This is a genomic window from Streptacidiphilus sp. MAP12-33 (genome assembly GCF_041261265.1).
Lineage (GTDB): Bacteria > Actinomycetota > Actinomycetes > Streptomycetales > Streptomycetaceae > Streptacidiphilus.
Map to the genome: position 1 here is coordinate 89,395 of NZ_JBGCCA010000019.1, position 25,062 is coordinate 114,456.

The 25,062-nt window shown below is 71.2% G+C and carries 23 protein-coding genes; 11 read left to right on the forward strand and 12 right to left on the reverse strand.

Features of this window, described 5'->3' with window-relative positions; all coding sequences use genetic code 11:
• Positions 1–89 precede the first annotated feature (89 nt).
• The 6 genes from ABH931_RS20010 to ABH931_RS20035 form a co-directional block, all read right to left on the reverse strand.
• Positions 90–911: an ABC transporter ATP-binding protein gene (locus tag ABH931_RS20010; protein WP_370115086.1), complete on the reverse strand. Its 822-nt coding sequence runs from the start codon at positions 909–911 to the stop codon at positions 90–92.
• Complete coding sequence (locus ABH931_RS20015; protein WP_370115088.1) at positions 904–1,899, reverse strand: ABC transporter ATP-binding protein; 996 nt, start codon at positions 1,897–1,899, stop codon at positions 904–906. The genes ABH931_RS20010 and ABH931_RS20015 overlap by 8 nt, the downstream gene beginning before the upstream one ends.
• Positions 1,896–2,765, reverse strand: a complete 870-nt coding sequence (locus tag ABH931_RS20020; protein ID WP_370115090.1) for an ABC transporter permease — start codon at positions 2,763–2,765, stop codon at positions 1,896–1,898. The genes ABH931_RS20015 and ABH931_RS20020 overlap by 4 nt, the downstream gene beginning before the upstream one ends.
• Entirely contained in the window at positions 2,762–3,721 is a 960-nt protein-coding gene (locus ABH931_RS20025; protein ID WP_370115091.1) for an ABC transporter permease, read from the reverse strand. Before ABH931_RS20025 ends, ABH931_RS20020 begins: the two co-directional genes overlap by 4 nt.
• Positions 3,718–5,379 carry an ABC transporter substrate-binding protein gene (locus tag ABH931_RS20030; RefSeq protein WP_370115092.1) on the reverse strand — a complete coding sequence of 554 codons (1,662 nt, stop codon included), beginning with the start codon at positions 5,377–5,379 and terminating at the stop codon, positions 3,718–3,720. Before ABH931_RS20030 ends, ABH931_RS20025 begins: the two co-directional genes overlap by 4 nt.
• A gap of 76 nt (positions 5,380–5,455) precedes the next feature.
• Entirely contained in the window at positions 5,456–6,457 is a 1,002-nt protein-coding gene (locus ABH931_RS20035) for an agmatine/peptidylarginine deiminase (RefSeq protein WP_370115094.1), read from the reverse strand.
• 147 nt (positions 6,458–6,604) lie between these two features.
• Between ABH931_RS20035 and ABH931_RS20040 the strand changes: the two genes are divergently transcribed.
• From ABH931_RS20040 to ABH931_RS20060, 5 genes are read left to right on the forward strand one after another with little or no spacing between them, the layout of a single operon-like run.
• Positions 6,605–7,234, forward strand: coding sequence for a TetR/AcrR family transcriptional regulator (locus ABH931_RS20040; protein WP_370115096.1), 630 nt, complete (start codon positions 6,605–6,607; stop codon positions 7,232–7,234).
• Positions 7,219–7,506, forward strand: a complete 288-nt coding sequence (locus ABH931_RS20045) for a sec-independent translocase (RefSeq protein ID WP_370115098.1) — start codon at positions 7,219–7,221, stop codon at positions 7,504–7,506. The genes ABH931_RS20040 and ABH931_RS20045 overlap by 16 nt, the downstream gene beginning before the upstream one ends.
• Before the next feature lie 27 nt (positions 7,507–7,533).
• The gene (locus tag ABH931_RS20050; protein ID WP_370115099.1) at positions 7,534–8,715 is read left to right on the forward strand and encodes an agmatine/peptidylarginine deiminase; all 1,182 of its coding nucleotides are present in this window, start codon (positions 7,534–7,536) and stop codon (positions 8,713–8,715) included.
• Positions 8,716–8,752: 37 nt separating this feature from the next.
• Entirely contained in the window at positions 8,753–9,460 is a 708-nt protein-coding gene (gene ureA, locus ABH931_RS20055; protein ID WP_370115101.1) for an urease subunit gamma, read from the forward strand.
• Positions 9,457–11,223 (forward strand): urease subunit alpha, encoded by a 1,767-nt coding sequence (locus tag ABH931_RS20060; RefSeq protein ID WP_370115102.1) that lies wholly within the window; start codon positions 9,457–9,459, stop codon positions 11,221–11,223. The genes ureA and ABH931_RS20060 overlap by 4 nt, the downstream gene beginning before the upstream one ends.
• Positions 11,224–11,285: 62 nt before the next feature.
• On the opposite strand, the gene ABH931_RS20065 is transcribed toward ABH931_RS20060, so the two are convergent.
• Positions 11,286–11,888, reverse strand: a complete 603-nt coding sequence (locus tag ABH931_RS20065; protein ID WP_370115104.1) for a TetR/AcrR family transcriptional regulator — start codon at positions 11,886–11,888, stop codon at positions 11,286–11,288.
• Between the two features lie 141 nt (positions 11,889–12,029).
• Positions 12,030–13,316 carry an agmatine/peptidylarginine deiminase gene (locus ABH931_RS20070; RefSeq protein WP_370115106.1) on the reverse strand — a complete coding sequence of 429 codons (1,287 nt, stop codon included), beginning with the start codon at positions 13,314–13,316 and terminating at the stop codon, positions 12,030–12,032.
• Between the two features lie 126 nt (positions 13,317–13,442).
• Between ABH931_RS20070 and tatA the strand changes: the two genes are divergently transcribed.
• Positions 13,443–13,694, forward strand: coding sequence for a Sec-independent protein translocase subunit TatA (gene tatA / locus ABH931_RS20075; protein WP_370115108.1), 252 nt, complete (start codon positions 13,443–13,445; stop codon positions 13,692–13,694).
• 20 nt (positions 13,695–13,714) lie between these two features.
• A complete protein-coding gene (tatC, locus tag ABH931_RS20080) occupies positions 13,715–14,509 on the forward strand; it encodes a twin-arginine translocase subunit TatC (protein ID WP_370115110.1) in 795 nt (264 codons plus the stop codon).
• On the opposite strand, the gene ABH931_RS20085 is transcribed toward tatC, so the two are convergent.
• Positions 14,500–16,236, reverse strand: coding sequence for a flavin monoamine oxidase family protein (locus tag ABH931_RS20085; protein ID WP_370115111.1), 1,737 nt, complete (start codon positions 16,234–16,236; stop codon positions 14,500–14,502). The two genes, tatC and ABH931_RS20085, sit on opposite strands and share 10 nt — an antisense overlap.
• 224 nt (positions 16,237–16,460) lie before the next feature.
• Here ABH931_RS20085 and ABH931_RS20090 point away from each other — a divergent pair, with 224 nt between their 5' ends.
• The 3 genes from ABH931_RS20090 (at position 16,461) to ABH931_RS20100 (ending at position 19,563) form a co-directional block, all read left to right on the forward strand.
• Entirely contained in the window at positions 16,461–16,718 is a 258-nt protein-coding gene (locus ABH931_RS20090; RefSeq protein ID WP_370115113.1) for a hypothetical protein, read from the forward strand.
• Positions 16,719–16,777: 59 nt separating this feature from the next.
• Positions 16,778–17,326 carry an Lrp/AsnC family transcriptional regulator gene (locus ABH931_RS20095; RefSeq protein ID WP_370115115.1) on the forward strand — a complete coding sequence of 183 codons (549 nt, stop codon included), beginning with the start codon at positions 16,778–16,780 and terminating at the stop codon, positions 17,324–17,326.
• Between the two features lie 329 nt (positions 17,327–17,655).
• Complete coding sequence (locus ABH931_RS20100; protein WP_370115117.1) at positions 17,656–19,563, forward strand: alkaline phosphatase family protein; 1,908 nt, start codon at positions 17,656–17,658, stop codon at positions 19,561–19,563.
• An 86-nt stretch (positions 19,564–19,649) separates the two neighbouring features.
• Here the strand turns inward: ABH931_RS20100 and ABH931_RS20105 are convergent, their stop codons facing one another.
• A complete protein-coding gene (locus ABH931_RS20105; protein ID WP_370115195.1) occupies positions 19,650–20,336 on the reverse strand; it encodes an alpha/beta fold hydrolase in 687 nt (228 codons plus the stop codon).
• Between the two features lie 180 nt (positions 20,337–20,516).
• Here ABH931_RS20105 and ABH931_RS20110 point away from each other — a divergent pair, with 180 nt between their 5' ends.
• Positions 20,517–21,773, forward strand: a complete 1,257-nt coding sequence (locus ABH931_RS20110; protein WP_370115119.1) for a flavin-containing monooxygenase — start codon at positions 20,517–20,519, stop codon at positions 21,771–21,773.
• Between the two features lie 252 nt (positions 21,774–22,025).
• Here ABH931_RS20110 and ABH931_RS20115 read toward each other — a convergent pair whose 3' ends face one another.
• Positions 22,026–23,453 carry an aspartate ammonia-lyase gene (locus tag ABH931_RS20115; RefSeq protein ID WP_370115121.1) on the reverse strand — a complete coding sequence of 476 codons (1,428 nt, stop codon included), beginning with the start codon at positions 23,451–23,453 and terminating at the stop codon, positions 22,026–22,028.
• Positions 23,450–25,000, reverse strand: a complete 1,551-nt coding sequence (locus ABH931_RS20120; protein ID WP_370115123.1) for an APC family permease — start codon at positions 24,998–25,000, stop codon at positions 23,450–23,452. The genes ABH931_RS20115 and ABH931_RS20120 overlap by 4 nt, the downstream gene beginning before the upstream one ends.
• Positions 25,001–25,062 lie beyond the last annotated feature (62 nt).

Below are 25,062 nucleotides of genomic sequence, written 5' to 3' on the forward strand. Positions count from 1 at the left end.
CGGGGCCGTCCGTAGTGCGTGTGGTGCGGATGACGTTCTCGGTCCGCACCCGGCTCCCCCTCGAAAGCCGGGTGCGGACGGACCGGGCCCTACAGGGCCCGCCGTGCGGCGGCGATGGCCTTGGGGTTCCAGCCGGGCCGCGGCACGGAGTCCAGCAGCAGGCGGGTGTAGGCGTGCTGCGGATCGGCCAGGACGTCGGCCGTACGGCCCGCCTCGACGATCGCGCCGTGCCGCATCACCACGACCTCCTCGGTGACGCAGCGGACCACGCCCAGGTCGTGGGTGATGAACAGGTAGCCGATCCCGGTGTCCCGGCGGATGTCCGCGAGCAGGTTGAGGATCTGCGCCTGCACCGACACGTCCAGCGCGGCCACGGCCTCGTCCAGGACCAGCACGGCCGGCTCGACCGCGAGCGCGCGGGCGATCGCGACGCGCTGGCGCTGGCCACCGGAGAGCTGGCGCGGCATGGCGTCGGCCTCCCGGGCGCCGAGCCCGACCTGGTCGAGCAGCTCCTCCACCCGGCGGCCGTGGTCGCCCTTGGTCCGGGGGAAGTGCAGCCGCAGCGTCTCGCGCAGCACGCTGCCGACGGTGACGCGCGGGTCGAGGGAGAGAAAGGGGTCCTGGAAGACCATCTGGACCTCGCGGGCGCGCTCCAGCCGGGCCGCGCGGCCGCGTCCCGCCGCCGCGAACCGGTTCCGGCCGCGCACCCGCACGGAGCCGGAGTCGGCGCGTTCGAGGCCGACGATGATCCGGGCCGTGGTGGTCTTGCCCGAGCCGGACTCCCCCACGATGCCCAGCGATCCGCCCCGGGCGAGGCTGAACGAGACGTCGTGACAGGCCTGCACGCTGCCGAAGGCCCGGTGCAGCCCGGTCACCTCCAGCACCACGTCGTCGTTGGCGAGTTCAGTCATCGGTGGCGCTCCCTGCGAGCTGGTCGGCAAGCTTCTCGCTGTGGTGGCAGGCGACGAGACGGCCCGACTCCTCCGGCACCGGCCGGTGCGGCGGGAGCTCCTCGGTGCACACCTGGGTGGCGAAGGGGCAGCGCGCCGCGAACGGACAGCCCGTCAGTTCCAGCTTCAGGCTCGGTGGCTGGCCCTTGATCGCGGCAAGCCGGCCCTGCGGGGCGTCCAGGCGCGGCGTGGAACGCAGCAGCGCGGCCGTGTAGGGGTGGCGGGGCCGCTCGAACAGCGCCTCGGCCGGGCCGGTCTCGGCGATCCGCCCGGCGTACATGACGTAGACGCGGTCGCTGATGGCGGCGGCCAGGCCCAGGTCGTGGGTGACGAAGAGCAGCCCGGTGCCGAAGCGTTCGCGCAGGTCGTCGAGGAGGCCGACGACCTCGGCCTGAGTGGTGACGTCGAGCGCGGTGGTGGGCTCGTCCGCGAGGATGAGCGCGGGGTCGCCCATCAACGCCGAGGCGATCATCACGCGTTGGAGCATGCCGCCGGAGAGCTGGCCCGGGTACTGCCCCAGCACCCGCTCACCGAGGCCCACCGCGTCGAGCATCCTCACCGCGCGCTCGGTCGCCTCCGCCTCCGGGAGGTCGGCGTTCAGCCGCAGGCTCTCGGTGAGGAAGTCGCCGATGCGGCGCAGCGGGTTGATGGCGGCGCGCGGGTCCTGGAAGATCATGGCCGCCGTGTGGGTGCGCAGCCTGCGCAGCGCCTTGGCGTCCATGGCCAGGACGTTCTCGCCCTGGACCGCCACCGTGCCCTCGGTGGTCGCGCCCGGCGGCAGCAGCCGCAGCACGCTGCGGGAGGTCAGCGACTTGCCGGAGCCGGACTCGCCGACGAGCGCGACGGTCTCCCGTTCGCCGACGGTCAGGTCGATCCCGGCCAGGACCGGGCGGGCGGCACCGGGCAGGTGGAGCCGCAGGCCCTGGATCTGAAGAGTGTCGGTGCTCATCGGTCCCTCCGGGCGACCTGGTCGGCCCAGCGTTCGCCGACGACGTTGAAGGCGACGACGGTCAGCACGATCGCGGCGCAGGGCAGGATCGCCGAGAGCGGGTATCCGGACTGGATCGCGCTCTCGCCGTCGAAGACCATCCGGCCCCAGTCGGGCGTCAGCGCGGGCACGCCGAGGCCGAGGAAGGAGAGGCCGGCCAGGTCGATCAGGGCGTAGCCGAAGTTGATGGTGGACTGGGCCAGCACCACGGGCGCGATGTTGGGCAGCACGTGGCGCAGGCAGATCTGCAGGCCGGAGTGGCCCTGGACCTGGTACGCCTCGACGTAGGGCCGCTCGCGCTCGGCGAGGACGAGCGAGCGGGTCAGGCGGCTGACGTACGGCAGGTAGGCGATGCCGAGCGCGATGACGGGGGCGATCAGCCCCTCGCCGTAGATCGAGACAATCAGCAGCGCGAGCAGCAGGCCGGGGAAGGCGAAGACCAGCTCGGTGGTGCGGGAGAGCACCGAGTCGAGCCAGCCGCCGCGCCAGCCGGCCGCGAGGCCGACCGCCACACCGGCAACGGTGGAGAAGACCACCACGCCCAGCGGACCGAGCAGCGAGGTACGCGCGCCGGTGATCAACCGGGACGCGGTGTCGCGTCCGGAGCCGTCGACGCCGAGCGGGTGGGTGCCGGACGGGCCGGCCAGCGCGTTGCCGAGGTCCACGGCGTTGGGGTCGTGCGGGGAGATCCACGGGGCGAGGACCGCCATCAGCACGACGACACCGAGGAAGCCGAGGCAGAGCAGGTAGAGCCAGGAGCGACCCGTCCTGTCCTTGGAGATTCGCAGTCGGGCGAGCCCCGGACGGCGCACGAGGGCGTCGGTCATGCGCTCGCTCCTCTCGTGCCGAGGCTGACCCGGGGGTCGACCAGCGGGAGCAGCAGGTCGACGAAGAAGTTCACGAGCATGAAGATCCCGACGATGATCAGCGAGATGGCCTGGACGACGGGGAAGTCCTTCGTCGTGGTCGACAGGTCGAGCAGCTGCCCGATGCCGTTGACGCTGAAGGCCGTCTCCACCAGGACGGTGCAGATGAGCAGGGTGGAGACGATCAGGCCGCCCATGGTGAGCACCGTGCCGAGCGTGTTGCGGAAGACGTGACGGCGGATCACCGCCCGCTCCGGGACGCCGCGGCTGCGGGCCACGGTGACGTGCTCGTGGCCCATGACCTCCAGCATCGCGCTGCGGGTGACCCGGGCGAGCATGCCGATCAGGTAGAGCGCGAGGGCGAGCGCCGGGAGCGTCAGGTGCCAGACCATGTCGCCGAACCCGCTGCCGCTGCCGCTGCTGGGGAACCAGCCGAGCTTGACCGAGAACAGGCCCTGGAGCAGCACAGCCGCGACGAACGACGGCGTACCGACGGCGAAGGTGGTGCCGACCAGGATGGCTCCGTCGACGGCGCCGCCGCGCACCGAGCCGATCCACCCCAACACCAGGCCGACGACCACGACCAGCACCAGGGCCATCGCCACCAGCAGCAGCGTGCTGGGCAGTCGGGCCCCGAGGAGGGTCGAGACCGGGGTGCGGTACTCGATGGAGCGGCCGAAGTCGCCGTGCAGCACCTGGCCGAGCCAGCGCAGGTACTGCTGCCAGAAGGGGTCGTTCAGGTGGTACTGGTCGTTGATCGCCTTGAGCGCCTCCGGGGAGGCGGAGCGCCCCGAGAGGAGGAAGCTCGCCGGGTTCCCCGGGGCCAGGTACATGGCCCCGAAGATGAGGAACGAGGCGGCCAGCAGCGTGGCGACCATCTCCGCCAGACGCCGCAGGGCGAAGCGCAGGAAGGTCATCTCGCGGCCCCGATGTCGGCCGCCCACGGGTAGTACAGGTAGGAGATGCTGGTGGGGGCGCCGGTGATCCGCTTGTTCAGGAACACGGCGGTGGGCCAGTCGGCGACCGGGATCCACAGGTTCTGCTGCACGGCGATCTGCTGCATCTTGGCCTCGACGGCCAGGCGCGAGGCCGGGTCGTCGGTGCCGGTGGCCTGCTGCACCAGCTTGTCGTAGGCGGGATTGCTGTAGCCGGCGTAGTTCTGGTAGTTGCCGGTCTGGAAGTTGGCGAGCAGGTCCATCGGGTCGGTGATGGACAGGTAGTACGTCTCGGGGAACATGTCGATCCCCACACGCGCCTTGGGATCGGTGAACAGCGCCGAGAAGGCGTCCGGGGCGATCGTCTTGACCTGGACGTTCAGGCCGATCTCGGTGCCGGCCGCCTGGATCGCGGTCGCCAGCAGCGAGACGTCCTGGCCGATGGCGCTGGTGGCGACGGTGACGGTCTTGCCCGCCGCGCCCGCCTCCTTGATCAGCTCCTTGGCCTTGGCCAGGTCCGGCGTGGTGGAGGGGAGGTCGAACGCGCTCTTCAGCGTCGAGGGGTCGGCCATGGCCCACGCGGCCTTGTCCGTCAGCGCGTTGGTGACCTGGCCGTTGCCGGCCAGGCCCTGCTTGACGAAGCCCGCGCGGTCCAGCGCCAGCGACAGCGCCTCCCGCACCCGGGCGTCGCCCAGCACGCCCTTCATGTTGGTGACGTTGACGTTGACGGTGCTGAGGCTCTCGCCGAAGTAGAGCGTGCCGACGCCGCTGGTGCGCAGCCGCTGGTAGCTCTCGGTCGGGATCAGGTACCCGCCGTCGACCGCGCCGGTCAGCATGGCGTTGGTGCGCGCCGAGGGGTCGGTCAGGAACTCGAAGGTGACCTTGCCGGACTTGGCCGGGGTGCCCCAGTAGTCGGCGAACCGGTCCAGCTCGATCGACTGGCCCTTGTTCCAGGCGCCGAGCTTGAACGGTCCGGTGCAGTCCAGGGTGCCGCTGCCCCAGTTGGCGCCGGCCGCCTTGACGCCCTTCTCGCTGGCCACGACTCCGGCGGCGGTGGCCATGTACTGCGGGAAGACGGCGTCGGGCGTCTTCAGCTTGACCGTCACCTCCAGCGGGCCGGTCTTGGTGATCGAGGTGACGTTCTGGAAGACGCCCGCCCAGGCCGCGCCGACCTTCGGGTCCATCTGACGGCTCAGGCTGTAGACCACGTCGTCGGCCGTCATGGTCGAGCCGTCGTGGAAGTGCACGCCGGGACGCAGGTCGTAGACCCAGGTGGTCGGGTCCGGGTGCGAGGCCCGCTGCGCGAGGCCCGGCACCTCCTTGAGCTGCGGGGTCCACTTCATCAGCGACTCGCACACGTTGGACAGGATGGTGTTCGACGGGTAGTCGAAGGCCATCGCGTAGTCCAGGGTGAGCGGCTCCGCGTAGGAGGCCCAGGTGAACGAGGAGATGTCACCGGCGGGCACCGGGGTGCCGGCCGACAGCTTGAAGGCGTCGGCCTGCGCGCCGGTGCCCGTGGACGGCGGCCCGGAACAGGCGGCGACCAGTCCGAGGGCGGCGGCGGTGACCGCCACGGCCAGGGGCCGGCGGGATCTGCGGGCCTCGCTCGCCGAGGCGGGCCGGAGTGGGTCTCTGGACATCGGTGCTCTCTTTCGTGCGCGACGCTGGGGAGGGGCGAAGGGCGGAGCGGGCGACCGTTGCTCGAAGGCGCGTCGCTTACCGGGCGGCGGGGACCTGCTGGGTGATGCAGTGCACCCCGCCGCCACCGAAGGCGATGACACGGGAGCGGACGCCGACGACCTTCCGGCCGGGCAGCGCGGCCGCAAGCACGGCGAGCGCGCCCTCGTCCTCCGGGACGTCGGCCACGGGGACGACGACGCCACCGTTGGCGATGTAGAAGTTGAGGTAGCCGACCTCGGTCTCCTTGCCCTCGACGTCGACGAAGGCGCTCTGCGGGAGGTCGATGATCTCCAAGGAGCGGCCCTGGGCGTCGGTGGCCGCCTCCAGTACGGCGCGGTTGACGCGCATCCGCTCGTAGTCGGGGTGCTGCGGGTCGCTGGGCAGCTGCACCACGACCTTGCCGGGCGCGACGAAGGCGCAGACGCCGTCGACGTGGCCGTCGGTCTCGGTGTCCAGCAGCCCGCCGTAGGGCAGCCAGATCACCTTGGTGACGCCGAGCCGCGCCTTCAGCTCGGCCTCGATCTCGTCCTGGCTCATGCCGGGGTTGCGGTTGGGGTGGAGCAGGCACTGCTCGGTGGTGATCAGCGTGCCCTCGCCGTCGACGGTGATAGCGCCGCCCTCGAGGATCATCGAGGACCCGACGCGCTCGACGTCGAAGTGCTCAAGGAGACGGCCGGAGATCTTGTCGTCGGTGTCCCAGGGGAAGTGCTTCTGCCCCCAGGCGTTGAAGCGGAAGTCGACACCGGCGCGGCGGCCGTCCTCGCCGAGCACGAAGATCGGGCCGGAATCGCGGAACCACGAGTCGTCGATCGGCAGCTCGATCACCTCGACGCCCTCGCCGCACAGGGCGGCGGCCTGCTCGCCCTGGCCGGGCAGGGCGACCATGGTGACCGGCTCGAACTCGGCGATCGCGCGGGCGACGTTCGCGTACTCGCCGCGCACCTCGTCCAGGGTCTCGCCCCAGAGCTCGGGCCTGGTCGGCCAGGCCATCAGGCAGCGCTCGTGCTCGGTCCACTCGGCAGGCATACGCAGAGTCATGAGGGCTCTTCCCTTGTTGTGAATCGTCCGTGGCACTTCGGGGCCCTTGCGGCACGCCGTGGCCTGTAGCTCGCTTGGCACGCCATAGCGGCTGCGATAGTGATCCGCATCTTGCACCGAACTGAAACTTCAGTCAATACTCCGTGTATGCCAGCGCCAGCATCCGACCAACGAGCCCCGGACCGCCGTACCGAGATCCTCACCGCCGCCACGCGCGTCATCGCCCGGCGCGGGGTGCGCGGCCTGCGGGTCGCCGAGCTCGCGGCCGAGGCCGGCGTCTCCGTGGCGCTGATCTACTACCACTTCGGCGATCGCGCCGGGCTGCTGCGCCGCACGCTGGAGTTCATCAGCGAGCGCGCGGACCGCTACACGACGGAGCCCGACAACGACCCGACGGACGCCCTCGCCCCGGGCTCCGAGCTGGCGCAGGCCCTGCTGCTGGAGCTTCAGGACATCCCCGAGGTGCGCGAGAACAGCACCGCCTGGGGCGAGCTGCGCGCCAGCGCCGTCTTCGACCCCGACCTGCGCGAGGACCTCGCCTCGGCCACGCTGACCTGGGTCCACGGCACCGCCGACCTGCTCGGCCGCAGCCGCCCGGGCGGCACCGCCCCCGCCCACGCGGCGGCCGCCGAGCGGCTCACCGCCCTGCTGGAGGGCCTGAGCCAGCGCTGGCTCAGCGGCTCCCTCCCCTTGGAGCACGCCCGCCACCTTCTCTCCGAGGCCGTCGCCGCGGAGCTCGGACACGACCGGAAGGCCGATCGGTGTTCTTCGACATAGGCATGTGGAAGCTGGCCGCCCTGGCGGTCGTCGCCGTCCTGCTCATCGGCCCGGACAAGCTGCCGAAGCTGGTCGCCGAGGGCGTCGGCCTGCTGCGCAAGCTGCGGCAGCTGGCCGACAGCGCGAAGCAGGAGGTCCGGGACGGGCTCGGACCCGAGCTCGGGGACTTCGAGTTCGAGGACCTGAATCCGAGGACCTTCGTGCGCAAGCAGCTCGGCGAGCAGGCGCAGCCGCAGGCACCGGCACCGGCACCGGCACCCGAGCTTGACTGAATTTTCAGTCGATGCCAGAGTGCTGCCATGAACCGCTCGCTCCCCCGTCGCGCCGTACTGCAGTCGCTGGCCGGTATCGGCCTGATCGCCTTCGGCGCCACCGCCTGCTCCTCGTCCGACTCGTCCGGCGACTCGTCCGGCCCGTCCGGTGACGCCGACGGTTCCGGCGCCTCGTCCGGGGCGACGGACTCCGCGGCGACGCCGGGGCGCATCTTCGGGGCCGAGTGGGAGAAGCACGAGCGCACCTTCATGAGCTGGCCCGCCTCCGACGGGATCTGGGGCGACCAGCTCCCGGGCGTGCGGCAGGACATCGCCGGGCTCGCCCGGGCGATCGCCGGTTACGAGCCCGTCGTGCTGTTCGCCCGGCCCGACCAGGCGGACGACGCGCAACAGGCCTGCGGCTCCGACGTCGAGGTCGTGCCCATGGCGGTCGACGACCTGTGGGCCCGCGACACCGTGCCCGTCTTCGTCCGCGACGGCGACACGCTCAAGGGCGTCGACTTCAACTTCAACGGCTGGGGCGACAAGCAGAAGGAGCACGGCAACGACTCCGCGCTCGCCGCCACCCTGCTGTCCAAGTACCACGTCCCCCGGATCCAGACCCCGATCGTCGCCGAGGGCGGCGCCTTCGAGACCGACGGCCAGGGGACGCTGCTGGTCACCGAGAGCTCCGTGGTCAACGACAACCGCAACCCGGGCATGAGCCGCGACGACGTCGAGGCCGAGCTGATGAAGGCCCTCGGCGTCACCAAGGTCATCTGGCTGAAGGGCGTCAGGGGCAAGGACATCACCGACGCCCACGTCGACTGCATGCTGCGCTTCGCCAAGCCGGGCGTGGTCCTGCTCGACCAGCCCTTCCCGGGTGCTCCCGCCGACGTCTGGTCGCAGGCCTCGGCACAGGCCCGGCAGGTGCTCCAGTCGGCGACGGACGCCCGCGGCAGCTCGCTGCAGATCGTCGACATCCCGCAGCCGGACCCGGACAAGATCACCGGCAAGGGAGACGCCTTCGTCTCGTCCTACCTCAACTTCTACGTCGGCAACGGCGCGGTCTTCATGCCGAAGTTCGGCGACGCGGACGCCGACGCGAACGCCCAGGCGATCATGCGCGACCACTTCCCCGGCCGCGAGATCGTCGCACTCTCCATCGACACCATCGCCTCCGGCGGGGGCGGCATCCACTGCTCCACCCACGACCAGCCCGCCGCCTGAAGTCCCTCCTGTCCCCTCCCCTCTCTGACGAGGCACCATGCGACTGACACCCACCGAGCAGGACCGGTTGCTGCTGTTCACAGCCGCCGAGCTGGCCCGCTCTCGCCGCGCCCGCGGCCTGCGGCTGAACGTGCCGGAGGCGACCGCGCTGATCGCGGACACCGTCTGCGAGGCCGCCCGCGACGGCAAACGGCTGGCCGAGGCCATCGAGGCCGGCCGCACGATCCTGCGCGCCAAGGACGTCCTGCCGGGGGTGCCGGACATCGTCACCCAGCTCCAGGTCGAGGCGGTGTTCGAGGACGGCACGCGCCTGTGCGTCATCGACTCGCCCTTCGGGGCCGAGGGCTCGCTGGGCGCGGACGCCCCCGGGGCGGCGCTGCCGGGTTCGGGTGCCGGTTACGAGCCGGCGGAGCCGGTCGTGGTCCTGCCGGTGCGCAACACCGCGCCCGTGCCGGTCACGGTGACCTCGCACTTCCACTTCTTCGAGACCAACCCGCGCCTGGCGTTCGACCGCGCGGCCGCGTTCGGCCTGCGGCTCGCCGTCCCGGCCGGGTCCTCGGTCCGCTTCGACGCGGGCGCCGTCGTCGAGGTCGGCCTCGTGCCGATCGGCGGCGAGCGGGTCGCCATCGGCTTCGCCGGACTGGTCGACGGCCCGCTCGACGCCCCCGGCGCCCGCGAGGCCGCACTGGAGAAGGCCCACGCCTGCGGCTATCTCACGAACTTCGAAGAGGAGGAGGCGCGATGAGCGGGAGTGCTTTCGACGCCCAGGGCTGTCACGGCCGTCCCGGCCCCGTCGCCCCCTGGGGCGCCATCGACCCCCACGACTACATGGCCGTCCACGGCCCCCGCGCAGGCGACCGCATCCGCCTCGGCGACTCCGGCCTCATCATCCGCGTCGAGTCCGACTCCCAGTCGTCGGGTGACGAGTTCCTCGCCGGCTTCGGCAAGACCGCCCGCGACGGCATGCACCTCAAGGCCACCACCGTCCGCGCCACCTGCGACGTCGTCATCTCCAACGTCACCGTCATCGACGCGATCCAGGGCATCAGGAAGACGTCCATCGGCATCCGCGAGGGCCGCATCGTCTCCGTCGGCCGCGCCGGAAACCCCGACACCCTCGACGGCGTCGACGTCGTCGTCGGCACGGGCACCACCATCGTCTCCGGTGAGGGTCTGATCGCGACGGCGGGTGCCATCGACACCCACGTCCACCTGCTCTCCCCGCGCATCATGGAGGCGTCGCTGGCCTCCGGCGTCACCACCATCATCGGCCAGGAAATCGGGCCGGTCTGGGGGGTCGGCGTCAACTCCCCCTGGGCGTTGCGGCACGCGTTCAACGCGTTCGACGCGTGGCCGGTCAACATCGGCTTCCTGGCGCGTGGTTCGTCCTCCGACGCCGGACCCTTGGTGGAGGCGCTCGCGGAGGGCGGCGCGTCGGGGTTCAAGGTCCACGAGGACATGGGCGCCCACACCCGCGCCCTGGACACCGCACTGCGCGTCGCAGAGGACCACGACGTCCAGGTCGCCCTGCACACCGACGGACTGAACGAGTGCCTGTCCGTGCAGGACACCCTCGCCGTGCTGGAGGGCCGCACCATCCACGCCTTCCACATCGAGGGCTGCGGCGGCGGACACGTCCCCAACGTCCTGAAGATGGCCGGCGTCCCCAACGTCATCGGCTCCTCCACCAACCCCACCCTCCCCTTCGGCCGCGACGCCCTCGGCGAGCACTTCGGCATGATCGTCTCCGCGCACGACCTCAAGGTCGACCTGCCCGGCGACGCCGCCATGGCCCGCGACCGCATCCGCGCCGGCACCATGGGCGCCGAAGACGTCCTGCACGACCTCGGCGTCATCGGCATCACCTCCTCCGACGCCCAGGGCATGGGCCGCGCCGGGGAAACCGTCCGCCGCACCTTCGCCATGGCCGGCAAGATGAAACACGAACTCGGCCCCCTCGACGGCGAAGGCTCCCACGGCACCAACGAGTCCGGCGACGACAACGAACGCGTCCTGCGCTACATCGCCAAACTCACCATCAACCCCGCCCTCGCCCACGGCCTCGCCCACGAGATCGGCTCCATCGAGATCGGCAAACTCGCCGACATCGTGCTCTGGTGGCCCAGCTTGTTCGGCGCGAAGCCGCAAATGGTGCTGAAGTCGGGCTTCCCCGCCTACGGCGTGACCGGCGATCCGAACGCCTCCACCGACCGCTGCGAACCCCTCGTGCTGGGCCCGCTCTTCGGTGCGCACGGCGCGGCGGCCGCGGACCTCTCCGTCGCCTTCGTCGCCGGGGCAGCTGTGGCCAATGGCGACCAACTGCCCACCCGCCGACGCCGCGTGGCGGTCAAGCACACCCGCGGCATCGGCCCCGCCGACATGCTCCGCAACCACCGCCTCGGCACCGTCGACGTCAACGCGACCACCGGCCTGGTCACCCTCGACGGAGACCCCCTGCACTCCCACCCCGCCGAGACGGTCTCCCTCAGCCGCCTCTACTTCCTCTGATGCACCATGCCGAGGGCCTCGCCTCCCATCCGGGAGGCGAGGCCCTCGGCATGACCCGACCGTCAACAGACAACCGGCACGGCTCCGACTGCCGCCAACCGGGCCAGCTCCACCTCCACCGCGCCGACCAGCAGTTCGCGGGCGTGCGCGAGCGGCAGGCTGCCGCTGTGCCAACGGATGCTGAGGCCCTCGACAAGGGCCGTGAGCCGTTCCGCCGCCATGGCCAGGGCCGCCGCCCCCACCGTGGGCCGGACCCGGCCGAGCAGCTCGGCCACGTCCTGGACCCAGACCAGAGTGGCCTTGGCGACCTCCTCGCGCAGCTCCGGCTCGAAGACGGCACAGGCTCGCAACTCGCCCCAGGCGGTGCTGTTCTCGCGGACCTCGGGGACGTCCTGGAACTCCAGCAGGAGGGTCTCCAGGAGGTCGCCGCGGGCGTCGAGCGGCGGGGCGCCCGGATCGCGTTCGGCGGTGTAGCGATCGGCCCGCTCGCTGATGAACTCGAGCGTGGCCCGCACGATGCCCATGCGGTGCTTGAAGTGGTAGTAGATGAGCGCGGTGGACACGCCTGCCTCCGCTGCCAGCTCCTCGACCCGCAGGCCGCGCACGCCACGACGGGCGATGACCCGCGCGGCGGCCTCCAACAGCGTCGTCCTTCGGTCGGCCACGGCCGGACACCCTCTTTGTTTGTCCCCTCGGTTCCATCCGAGCTGACTGAAATTATAGTCCGCACACGACGCGGAGCTCCAGAGGTTCCCGCGATGGATGCCACCGCGTCGCGTGCGAGGGGTGAACCGTGCGGCGTCCGACTACGGCGCCGGCTGCGGCTGGGTGACGCAGTGAATGCCGCCGCCCCCGAGGCCGATGTAGTCGATGTTGATCTGCTCGATGACGCGGCCCGGGAAGAGGCTCGTCAGCACGGCCTTGGCGTTGGCGTCGGCGGTGCTGTCGCCGTACTGGGCGGAGATGACAGCGCCGTTGCAGACGTAGTAGTTGGCGTAGGCGTCGACGAAGCTGCTGCTCGTCTGGCGGATGTAGTTGTAGTCGGGCGACTGGAGCTTGGTGACCTGCATCTGCGCGCCCTGGGCGTTGGTAGCCGCGGACAGGATGGTGTACTGCTGCTGCTCGTCGTTCGACCACTGGTCGGACGGGTCGGCGGGGTTCGGCGTCTGCACCAGCCCGGTGCCCGCGCCCACGAACCGCGAGGTCGCGTCGACGTGGTCGTCGGTGATGTCCTGCCCGGCGATGCCGGGGAACCAGATCACCTTGGAGGCGCCGTACGCCGCGCACATCGCCGCCTCGATCTGGGCCTGCGTCATGTTCGGATTGCGGTTGGTGTTGACCAGGCTGCTCTTGGTCGCCATCAGCGTGCCGGCGCCGTCGGCCTCGATGGCGCCGCCCTCACCGGTGAACCCGGCCGCCGTGAACGGCACACCGACGTAGTTGGCGACCGCCGCCGCCACCTTGGAGTCGTTGGTGGCGATCTGGCGCCCGCCCCAGCCGTTGAAGTTGAGGCCGACCGCGTCCAGGCCGCCGGCGCCGTTGGTGCGGAAGACCGGGCCGGAGTCGCGCATCCAGCAGTCGTTGACCGGGATGCTGGTGATCACCGTGACGTTGGGGTTGGTGCACGCCGCCCGCGCCGCCGCGGCACTGGCCGGGTTGGCGCACATGATGACCGGCTCGTACTTGGCGATGGTGTTGGCGACCAGCGCGATGTTCGACTGGATCTGCCGGAGCGACGGCGAGGAGCCCCGGCGGCCACCACTGCCACCCGTCCAGATGGTCGGGTCGTCGGGCCAGGCCATCCAGGTGCGGGTGTGCGTCACGCTGTCGAGCGGGACCGCGAAGGTTCCCGTTCCCGTTCCGGTACCGCCGGTACCGGTGGGCGTCGGGGTGGGCGAGCCGCAGGCGGTCGGTGTGTCGGCCCGGGCCACCTGGGAGCCGGCGCTGTTGGCCGCCCAGACGACGCCCACCGTGGTCAGACCGGCGATGGCGAGGAAACTGCGTCGGTCCACCCGACGGGCCTGCCGCACCTCGGCCGGCGCTGCCGCCTCCACTGCCTCCACGGGCTGGTCCGGCTCGATGTGCTCGTTCATGCTGCCTCCACTTCCACGACCGCGGGACTTCCCACGCGGTTGCCGCGAAAGCTATAACTGACCATGCGCTCGGTCAATACTTTGCCCGGGACAGGTACACAGAAACCACACAGGAAAGGGTCACCGATGCTGGAGAACCGTGCTCTCGAGATCATCATCATCGCCGTCGTCGTCCTGCTCCTCTTCGGAGCCAAGCGGCTGCCGGACTCCGCCCGCGCGCTCGGCAAGTCGCTGCGCATCCTCAAGTCCGAGGTGGGCGCGATGAAGTCGCCGGAGACGCCGGAGGCGCCGGTCGAGTCGGGCGTGACGGTGACCGCGACCGACCCGAAGCCGCTCCAGGCCGGCCAGGCCACCCCCGCCGAGCCGAAGCCGAACTAGTGCCGGCCGACCAACGCACCATGCAACTCGCCGAGCACCTGCGGGAGCTGCGCACGCGCCTGCTGGTCTGCGTCGGCGCGCTGCTGGTCACCACCGTGCTCGGCTGGCTCGCCCACGACCAGGTGCTCCAACTGCTCAGCGATCCGGCCTGCTCGATCAAGGGCATCCACGGCGTCGGCCAGCCCGGCCCCGGGTGCCCCAACGGCCTGCTGGTGAACCAGGGCATCCTGGCGCCGCTCTCCCTGAGCTTCAAGATCTCCATGACCGTCGGCCTGGTCCTGGCCAGCCCGGTCTGGAGCTACCAGGTGTGGGCCTTCGTGGCTCCCGGGCTCTACAAGCACGAGAAGCGCTTCGGTCTGGGGTTCACCGCCGCGGCCGTGCCCCTGTTCTGCCTCGGCGGCTACCTCGCCTACTGGGTCTTCCCCAAGGCGCTGGCCGTGCTCGCGGGCCTCAACCCCGGCTCCTTCTCGCTGGCCCTGCCGGGCGACGAGTTCCTGAGCTTCTTCCTGCGGATGGTGCTCGTCTTCGGGATCTCCTTCGAGCTCCCGGTCCTGCTCGTCGCGCTCAACCTCATCGGTGTGCTGAGCGCGGCACGGCTGCGGCGGTGGTGGCGCGCGATCGTCATGCTGATCTTCGTCTTCTCGGCGGTGGCGACGCCCACCGGCGACCCCCTCACCATGACCGTGCTCGCCGCGCCGATCTGCCTGCTCTTCTTCGGGGCGCTCGCCGTCGCCACCCTCCACGACCGCCGAAAGGCCCAGCGCGCCGCCGACTCCGACAGCGCACTGGACCCCGACACCGCGTCTCAGATCTGACCGAGGATCTCCGTCGCCGCCTCCTCGCCGGAGGTGACGCCACCCTCCAGGAAGGCCTGGTTCTGGATGCTGGTGTGCTCACCGGCGAAGTGGACGTTGCCCTCCTGGACGTGCTCGTAGCCGAACATCGAGGTGTAGTAGCCGGGCTTGTTGTAGGAGTACGCGCCGAAGTGCCAGGGGTCGACGGACCAGTGGTCCTCGTACGCCTTTCCGGTCCAGGCCGCGGTGGTGCCCGGATAGATGGGCTCGATCTGGCGCAGGAACCAGTTCACGTCCGCGGTCGGGGCCGGGCCGTGGGCCGCGCCGGTCAGCATGTGCTGGGCGGTGCTCCCGCCGGGGAAGCCGAGGAGGACGGCGGGGGCGCCGTCGGTGCCGCTGGGGACGGAGTCGTCCCAGGCGACGCAGAAGGAGTTCCAGTCGCTGTAGGCGCTGCCGCTGTAGCCCAGCGCGGGCCAGGTCTTCCGCGAGAGCTCGACGTGGATCTTCGCATTCTGGCCCAGCACGCCGGTGTTGATGACGGAGGTCTTGAACGCGGAGAGACCGGCCTGCGAGAAGTCCACCCTCTGCAGCGCGGTGAACGGCAACGCCAGCACCACGTGGTCCGCCACCACCGTCGTCGGGCTGCCGTGTCCGGGCTGCTGGAACGTCAGCGTGTAACTGCCGTCGGAGTTCCGGGCCAGGGCGACCAGCTGGTAGCCCTGCTGGACCGCGCCCGCCGGAAGCTGCGCGACCATGCCGCTGACCAGTTGGTCGTTGCCGCCGACGATGTGGTACTTCTCGTCGTACCCGGTCATCGGCTGGAGCTGGTTCTGCGAGTTCTTGTAGAGCAGGTAGACCAGGTTGAGCGCCGACTGGAGCGAGGGGTCGCCCCCGTACTCCGACACCGAGTTCGCCATCATCAGGCGGCCGAACAGGGTGGCCTGGCCGATCCCGGTGGAATCCAGCCACTGCGGGACCGTCTGCTGGTCGATCTGCCGTGCGGCCGCGGTGTAGCTGTCGTAGGTCTGCACCCAGGGGGCCGCCTTGCCCGCCGCACTGAAGACCGGGTACCCGATGTCCGACCAGTCGGCGTTCGCCTGGTCGTAGGTGTAGGGCTTGCCGTCGAACCAGTAGATCTGGTTGCCGACCGGCAGGTCGCCGCCGTTCTCGATCTGCGTCGACAGGCCCAGCGCCCGGGCCAGGTTGAGGGTCGACTTCTGGTTGCTGTTGACGAACGCGCCACCGTGCTCGCCCACCAGGCCACCGTCGAAGTAGCCGCGCAGGGACCAGCAGCGGCCACCGACGTGGGTGGTGTCGGCCTCGTAGACGGTCGAGGCGACGGGACCCTTGGAGCTGCTGCCGGTCCAGAGCATGTGCGCGCAGCGGATGCCGGCCAGGCCGCCGCCGACGATCGCGATCCGCGGCGCGGTCGCGGCGCGGGCCGGCGTCATCCGGCTGAGCGCACCGACCCCGAGGACGGCCGCGCCGGTCGCTGCGCCGTAGCGCAGCAGGTCGCGGCGGTTGGGGCCGCCGAACGCCACGGCGTCCCCGGTCTCGGCGGCCTCGGCGGCCCGCTCCCGCGCCAGCTCCCGGGAGCGGCGGTGCACCGCGTCGCGCTCGTCCATGGCGCCGAGGACGTGGTCGACGGGGACGCCGCTGGAGGCGGACTCCTGATGGGCCGAGAAGAGGCGTTGCATGAGTCTGGCGGCCGGCGAGTAGGTCATGGTGCGGCCGTGGGCGCGGGACATGGACCCTCCTGATCGGTGTGCCGAGTGGAGCGAGCCGGAATGAACTCCCGTGTGCCGTGCGGGAAGCGAAAGAAACAGCTTCTTTGGGGATCGGTTATAGAAGCGTCAATGGACACGTGTCAATGCTCGTGAATGAGCAGCATTTTGACGAAGACGTTGACGATTCGGCGTCGGCCCACAACCATGACTGCCACGCGTCGCCGCTCGCACCGGGAGAGCCCCACATGAAGCAGGCGCCCTACTGGCTCGACCGGCCGGAGCGGCCCGCGCCCGGACCCGCCCTGACCGGCGACGTGGTCTGCGACCTGGCCGTCGTCGGCGGTGGCTTGACCGAGCTGACGATGATGCGCCGCCCGCCGGTGCCGCTCCCCCGGAACCCGCCCGCCGGCTCGCCGTCGCCGACACCCGCCGCGCCCTGGCGCACGAGGACCGCACCGGCCACCGCACGCTGTGGCTGCGGACCCCCGACCGCCTGGGCCTAGGATTCGACTCCTGACCTGACCACGAAGCGGTGATATCGATACCGAACCGGAGACCGACGATGGCCACCCCTGACGCGGACCCGACCCCGGCACGCCCCGGCCGCGCGCCCGCCCTCCAACTGGACGCACTCGACCGCCGCATCATCGCCATCCTCCAGGCGGACGGCAGGCGCCCCTACAGCCATATGGCGGAGGAGCTCAACATCCCGCCCTCCTCGGTCCGTTACCGCGTGCAGCGGCTGGAGGAGAGCGGCATCCTGCAGATCGTAGGCATCGCCAACCCCCTCAACATCGGCTTCGACCGGCTCGCCATGATCGGCATCCGGGTCCGCGCCGGTGAGGCCCAGAACGTCTGCCGGGCACTGCGCGAGCTGCCGGAGACCTCGTACGTGATCCTGACGGCAGGCCAGTTCGACGTCATGGCCGAGGTCATCTGCCGGGACACGGCCCACTTCACCGACCTGGTCACCAACCGCCTGCAGCGGGTGGACGGGGTGGTCTCGACGGAGTCCTTCCTGGTCCTGGAGGTCCACAAGCTCGCGTACGGCTGGGGTGTGGGCGAGGTCGAGACCTCCATGCTCGACCTTCCGGCGGGGGACGCGTCGTGACCTTGGCTGCGCACAGCCGAGTGGCCTGACTCCCGAGCCCCCAGGGCTGCCCGCCTCCGTGCGGGCCGGCCCGGCGGGGCCCGGACACGCACGCGCGCCGGGCACAGTCTTGTCCGGACAAATCACCGGCCAGGCGGCGCCGTGTTGTGCGACATGGGTCCTTGACAAGGCGATCTGACGGATCGTCGTTCCTTCGCCCTCGGACAAGTGCGCGCTACTCGCCGGTCACCACAGGTCCGGTCCAGCCGCGCAAGAGTTCCGGACGGCGACGGATTCCCGTCACCGGAAGGCCACCGGGAACGTTGCCAAAGGCATCGATGCTCGCCTACATGTCCGAACAACTCCCCGTTCTTCGCAAGCGTCGCACCCTCGCCGCCGCCGCGGCCCTCTCGGTCGCGCTGGTCGCCGCCGGCGGCTACCAGGCCGTCGCGCTCCCCGCTCCCGCCGCCGCCTCGGTGTCGGCGCCCACCCTGACCGAGACCACCACCGGTCCGGTCTACAAGGGCGACACCGTCTCCTTCGCCTACGCGGTGCCGGCCTCGGCCGTCAGCTCCACCAACTGGGTCGGCCTCTACGCCCCAGGGGCGAAGCCCGGCGTCCAGAGCTCCACCAGCTGGCAGTACACCCCCGCCGCGAGCGGCAGCGTCACCTTCGACACCAGCGCGCTGCCCGCCGGCACCTACCAGGTCTACCTCTTCGCCGACAACGGCTACACGGTGCTGTCCGGCCCGGTCTCCCTGGCCGTCAACCCCGCGCCCACCCCGAAGCCGACGCCCGAGCCGCCCGCGCCGAAGGTCGGCCCCGGCCCGAACCTGATCGTCAACGGCGACGCCGAGACGGGCGCGGGCACCGAGGTCGGCGTGGACACCAACACCGTCCCCGGCTGGCAGGTCAGCGGCCTGCTCAACTCCGTCGCCTACGGCGCGCAGGGCGGCGAGGGCATCACCGACTACCCGACCGCCACCACGCCCGGCCCGCAGCACCGCGGCCACAACGTGTTCTCCGGCGGTGGCGGCGGCGTCAGCACCGGCACCCAGACCGTCAGCGTCTCGGCCGCGGCCCACCGCATCGACCGCGGGGACGTCGGTTACGACCTGACCGGCTACCTCGGCGGATCCGGCGCGATCAGCGACGACTCATCCGTCACCAGCTACTTCCTCGACGCCCACAGCAAGGTGCTCGGCCACGCCACGCTCGGCCCGGTGACCCGGCAGATGCGCGGCTTCGCCACCGAGCTGCTGCCCGAGCAGGCCCGCGGCAAGCTGCCGCGCGGGACCCGCGCGATCCGCACGGTGATGACGGTCACCGGCCCGCAGCCCCACGACCGCCTCGGCCACGCCCAGGGCTACGTCGACAACCTGTCGCTGCACATCTCCGCGGCCGTCCCGGCGCCGAAGCCGGTCAAGCCGCCGGTCGCCCACGTGCCCGGCTACGACCACGTCTTCGTCGTCATGATGGAGAACCAGGACTACAACGGCATCATCGGCAACAAGGCGGCGCCGTTCGTCAACAGCCTGGTACCCAAGGGCGCGAGCCTGACGAACGCGATCGCCGAGACCCACCCCAGCGACCCGAACTACGTGGCGCTGGCCGGTGGCAGCCTCTTCGACGTCAACAACAACACCCCGTTCCAGAGCACCGTGAACGCGCCGCACATCGGCGACCTGGTGACCAAGGCCGGTGGCAGCTGGCGCGGTTACATGGAGAACGCGGCCGGCCCGTGCGACACCACGGCCCACGGCGCCTACACCGTCGACGACCTGCCGTTCTACTTCTTCAAGGACGTCAAGGACAACCCGGCGAACTGCAAGTCCCACCTGCTGCCGCTGACGCAGCTGACCACGGACCTGCAGAAGACCAGCACCACGCCCACCTTCTCCTGGCTCAGCGCGGACGACTGCGACGACATGGAGGGCTGCGGTGTCGCGGCCGGCGACATCTGGCTGAAGAACACCCTCACGCCGATCCTCAACTCCCCCGCCTGGAAGAGCCAGCGCTCGCTGATCGTCCTGACCTGGGACGAGGACGCGGCCGACGGCCAGCAGCAGCTCGAGCGCATCCCGACCCTGATCCTCGGCTCCCAGGGCGTCCGCCCGGGCTCCACCAGCGACCTGCGCTACACGCACTACAGCGTGCTGCGCACCATCGAGGCCGCGCTGCACCTGCCCAGCCTCACCAAGAACGACCTCTACGCCCAGCCGATCACCGGCATCTGGCAGCCGGCCCGAAAGGGCTGATCCAGGCACCCCGGCACGGTGGCCCCCTCCCACGGCGACCCTGGACACCCTGCCACGCGCACCGCGTGGCAGGGTGTCGTCGCGCGTCAGCAGCCGGCTGCCGCGCCCGCCAGGATGCGGGCGAGCTCCTCGGGGCGGGTGAACATCGGCCAGTGGCCCGAGTCGATGTCCACATAGTCGAGGTGGGCCGCGCGGCCGAGCTCGGCGACCTCTCCGGCGACGATCCACTCCTTGGCCTGGGCCGGGGTGAACTCGGGGCAGACCAGCAGGACGGGCACGTCGAAGCGCCGGTCGTCCGTGAGGTGGACGACGCCGTTGGCGACCGCCCCGGGAACGGGGATGGCGGTGGAGGCGATCCGGTCACGGGCCTGCTGATCGAGGTCGACGGAGTCCGGGCCCTCGAAGGGACCCCAGCCGGGGAACGGCATGACGCCACCCTCCAGAGCGAAGAAGTCGGCGTAGGGCCGCCCGTCGGCGGCGGGGAAGCCGCCGATCATGACCGCCTTGGCGACCTTCTCCGGCCGCGCGTCGGCGGCGAGCCAGGCCAGCGTGGACGCGGCCGAGTGCCCGACCACCAGGACCCGCCCCGGCGCCGCGTCGACGGCGGCGAGGACGGTCGCGAGCTGGTCGTCCAGGGTCGCGGCGGCGGCACCGTCGCCCTGGCCCGGGAGGGTGAGCGCGACAGGGCGGTGGCCGTGCGCGGTGAGCTCGGGCACCACGTCGTCCCAGGCGGAGCCGTCGAGCCAGAGGCCGGCGATGAGCAGGATGTCCACAGTGGTGCTCCCGGAGACGATGCGGATGACCAGTACCGTTCGCACGCTAGCGGGCGCCTCTGACACATCTGCCAATCAGATGACCCATAACGAAAACCTCTATTGGACAGGGTTTCCGTCCGGCCGGAGGATCGTTGTGTGCGGTAGCACCCAACGACTACCGCCCGAGCGGAGGTTGAGATGCCCAGTGAACAGCCCGAAGTGACGGACGTGGTCGTCGTCGGGGCGGGCCAGGCGGGCGTGGCGATGAGCGAGCACCTGGGCGCCGCCGGTATCCCGCACGTCGTGCTGGAGCGGCACCGGATCGCCGAGCGGTGGCGCTCGGAGCGGTGGGACTCCCTGGTCGCGAACGGCCCCGCGTGGCACGACCGGTTCCCCGGGCTGGAGTTCGACGACGTCGCCCCCGACGCCTTCGCGCCGAAGGAACGGGTCGCGGACTACTTCGCCGCCTACGCGGGGAAGATCGGCGCGCCGGTCCGCTGCGGCGTGGAGGTGACCTCGGTGCGCCGGCACGAGGGACGCCCCGGGTTCCGGGTCGAGACCTCGCAGGGCGCGATCGACGCCCGTTACGTCGTCGCGGCGACCGGTCCGTTCCAGCGGCCCGTGATCCCGCCCGTCGTCCCCGACGGTGCCGTCCCCGTGCAGATCCACTCCAGCGGCTACCGCAACCCGGGCCAACTGCCGGACGGCGCGGTCCTCGTGGTCGGGGCCGGGTCCTCGGGCGTGCAGATCGCCGACGAGCTGCGCCGCTCGGGACGTCGGGTGTTCCTCTCGGTGGGCCCGCACGACCGTCCGCCACGCCAGTACCGGGGGCGTGACTTCTGCTGGTGGCTCGGCGTGCTCGGCCTGTGGGACGCGGAGACACCGCCCCAGGGTGCGGAGCACGTCACCATCGCCGTCAGCGGCGCCCGTGGCGGCCACACCGTCGACTTCCGCGACCTGGCCGCCACCGGCATCGAGCTGGTCGGCATGACCGCCTCCCACGACGCGGGCGTGCTCCGGTTCGCGCCGGACCTCGGCGCGAACATCGCAGCGGGCGACGCGAAGTACCTCGACCTGCTCCGCGCGGCCGACGCCTACGTCGAGCGCAACGGCCTGGATCTCCCGCAGGAGCCGGAGGCCCACGTCCTTGGCCCGGAGCCGTCCTGCGTCACCGACCCGCGCCTGGAGCTGGACCTGGCCGAAGCGGGCGTCACGTCGATCGTCTGGGCGACGGGCTTCGCCGCGGACTACAGCTGGCTGGAGGTCGACGCCTTCGACGAGCGCGGCCGCCCCCGGCAGCGCCGCGGCGTCTCCACCGAGCCGGGCGTCTACTTCCTCGGCCTGCCCTGGCTCTCCCGCCGCGGCTCCAGCTTCATCTGGGGCGTCTGGCACGACGCCCGCCACGTCGCCGACCACATCACCGTCCAGCGCGGCTACCTCGCGCAGGAGCGGTAACGCACGACGCCGATACGGCGAACCCCGACGGCCGGCCCGGATGCGAAGCAACGCATCCGGGCCGGCCGTTGCGCGCGTGCTCAGCGGGGCTCGGCTCCCGGCCGCTCGGTCGGCCACTCGGCCGGATGCCCGGCCACGACGAGGACAGTCCCGATGCCTGCCAGGCTCTCACCCCCGGCTCTCGAGGCCATGACAACGGCCCCGCCGCACCCCGTCAGAACATCCGGGGTGCGGCGGGGCCGTCGGGTGTGGTCAGCCCTCGTGCACGGCCGACGGCGCGAAGGCAAGACGCTCGGGGCTGAGCAGCAGGTCGAGCTGTTCCTCCGTCAGGAGTTCCCGCTCCAGGACGAGCTCGCGGACAGTGCGGCCCGTCGCCAGGGCGTCCGCCGCCACCGAGGTGGCGGCGGTGTAGCCGATGAAGGGGTTGAGGGCGGTGACCGTGCCGATGGAGTGGTCGACCTGGTGGCGCAGGTGCGCCGGGTTGGCGGTGATGCCGGTGACACAGCGCTCGGTCAGGGTCCAGCAGGCGCTGGTCAGCACCGCCAACGAGTCCAGCAGGCTGTGCGCGATGACCGGTTCGAACGCGTTGAGCTGCAACTGCCCGGCCTCCGCCGCCATCGTGACCGTGGCGTCGTGCCCGACGACACGGAAGGCGACCTGGTTGACCGCCTCAGGCACCACCGGGTTCACCTTGCCGGGCATGATGCTCGACCCCGCCTGCACGGCAGGGAGGTTGATCTCTCCCAGACCCGTCCGTGGACCGGACGACAGCAGCCGCAGGTCGTTGCAGATCTTCGACAGCTTCACCGCGATCCGCTTGAGCACCCCGGAGAGCTGGACGAACGCACCCACGTCCCAGGTGGCCTCGACGAGGTCCGCCGCCGTGGTGACGGGCAGGTCGGTCAGCTCGCACAGGTGCGCGCACGCGGTCGCGGCGTAACCGTCGGGGGCATTGAGGCCGGTGCCGATGGCGGTGCCGCCGAGGTTGATCTCCAGCAGCAGCCGGCAGGCCTCGGTGAGGCGTTCGACGTCCTCGCGGACGGTGACGGCGAAGGCGCCGAACTCCTGGCCCAGCGTCATGGGGACCGCGTCCTGGAGCTGGGTGCGCCCCATCTTCACCACCGGCGCGAACCCCGCGGCCTTCGCCGAGAAGGCGTCCGCGAGCGCGGTGAGCGCGGTGGCCAGCGGGCGCGCACACAGCTGGAGTGCGACCCGGACGGCCGTCGGATACGCGTCGTTGGTGCTCTGGCTGAGGTTGACGTGCTCCAGCGGGTGGAGCTCGGCGTAGGCACCGCGCGGGTGGCCCAGGAGTTCCAGGGCCCGGTTGGCGATCACCTCGTTGGCGTTCATGTTGGTCGAGGTGCCGGCTCCGCCCTGGATGACGTCGACGACGAACTGCTCGTGCAGCCGCCCGGCGCGGATCTCCTGGCAGGCGCGCACGATCGCGTCGGCGCGGCGCCGGTCGAGCAGGCCGAGCTCCTGGTTGGCCAGCGCCGCCGCCTGCTTGACGCAGGCGAGGGCCACGACGAGCTCGGTGTGGGCGCTGACCGGGATCCCGGTGATCGGGAAGTTCTCCACCGCCCGCAGGGTGTGGACTCCGTAGTAGGCCCCGGCCGGGACCTCACGGTCGCCCAGCAGGTCGTGCTCCGTACGGTGCGACAGGGCGAGCGGGGCGCTCATGCGCGCAGCTCCTCGACGGCATGGGTATCGTCGGCGGCGTCGGCCACCCCGCCGCGGCGGTCCAGGCGGGCGGCCACCAGGCGGCCGACGATGCCGACGGCGAGCAGGACCACCACCGTGCCGAGGGTGAACGCCTCGAAGACGGTCCGGGAGACGCCCCAGGTGCCGGTGAAGTCGTAGCCCACGCCGAGCACCTTCTCCAGGACGCCCGGGAAGAGCGCGATCCAGGAGCCCAGCACGATCCACACATAGACCAGGCCGAGGCTGATCCGGAACCCCCACGCGCCGAACGGCACCCGGTACGGGCGTGACACGTTCGGGTGATTCCGGCGCAGGGCGCCCAGTGCGGGGATGACGGTGAGGTAGGAAAGGAGCAGAGTGGTGACGGCGACGGTGAGGACGACCTTGAAGTCGGCGGCGGCCGTGCCGTTGACCAGCAGGGTGGCGGCCAGCATGAAGACGGTCGCGGTGACGCCGGAGACGAGGTTCATCCGCACGGGCGTGCCCAGCCGCGGGTGGAAGGCGCCCAGCGAGCGGCTGAAGAAGCCGCCGTCCGCGGCGGCCATGGCCTGCATGCGGTCGCTGACGATCATCCAGGCGCTGCCCTGGGTCATCAGGACGAACACGAAGGTCACGCTGACGGCGGTCAGCAGCGTGTGTCCGGCGGCGCCGTAGCTGCCGAAGACGAGGGCGGCGGCGTCCAGGAAGCCGGCCACGCCGGTGATCTGCCTGGCGGGGACGACGGCGAGGATCGCGAAGACGGGCAGCAGGTAGCAGCAGGCGGCCACCGCCCCGGAGACGCCGATGGAGATCGGCACGTCGCGCTTGGGGTTGCGCATCTCCTCGCCGGCGGCGTTGGGCGCCTCGAAGCCGACGTAGGCGAAGAGCAGGATCGGTGCCAGGGCGAGCAGACCACCCGTGGTGGGCGCGAAGCTGGTCCCCGAGAGGCCCTTGAATCCGTGCTGGAGGCCGTAGACGAGGGCGGCTCCGGTGACGGTCAGCATCACGCCGACCTTGGCGATCGCCCCGACGGTGGTGATCCACTTGCCGCGCCGCAGGGAGACCACGGCGGTGAGGATGGAGACCCAGATGAAGGTGAGCTTGAAGACGTAGTCGGCGACGGTCCCGCTGCCCAGGTGCGTGACGTGGCCGTCCCAGGCCGCGGCGGCGGCGAAGACGAGCGAACCGCCCAGCCAGACGGGGTTGGTGACCCAGTAGAAGAGCGTGGTCAGGGCGGCGGTGGTGCGGCCGTAGGCGAGCTTGACCCACACGTAGGGGCCGCCCTCCTGCGGGAAGGCGGCGCCGGTCTCGGCGAAGAGCAGCGCGTAGGGCACGAGGAAGAGCACGGCCAGCAGGGCGGTCCAGGTGACGGCCTCGCCACCGCCGGTGGCGATCTGGCCGATCACGTCGGCGGAGATCACGGCGGCGATGCCGAGGGCCATGATGTCGAACCGGCCGAGGCTGCGATGCAGGTTCGGCACGGAGTCCGGGTCGGCGTCGGATCTGTCGGCCGGTACCTGGCTGTCCGGTGCGGAGGTGGAGGACACGCGAACTCCTCGGGGTGTGGGGGAGGTGGAGGAGGAGAGAGGAGGGGCCGGGCCGTTCCGGC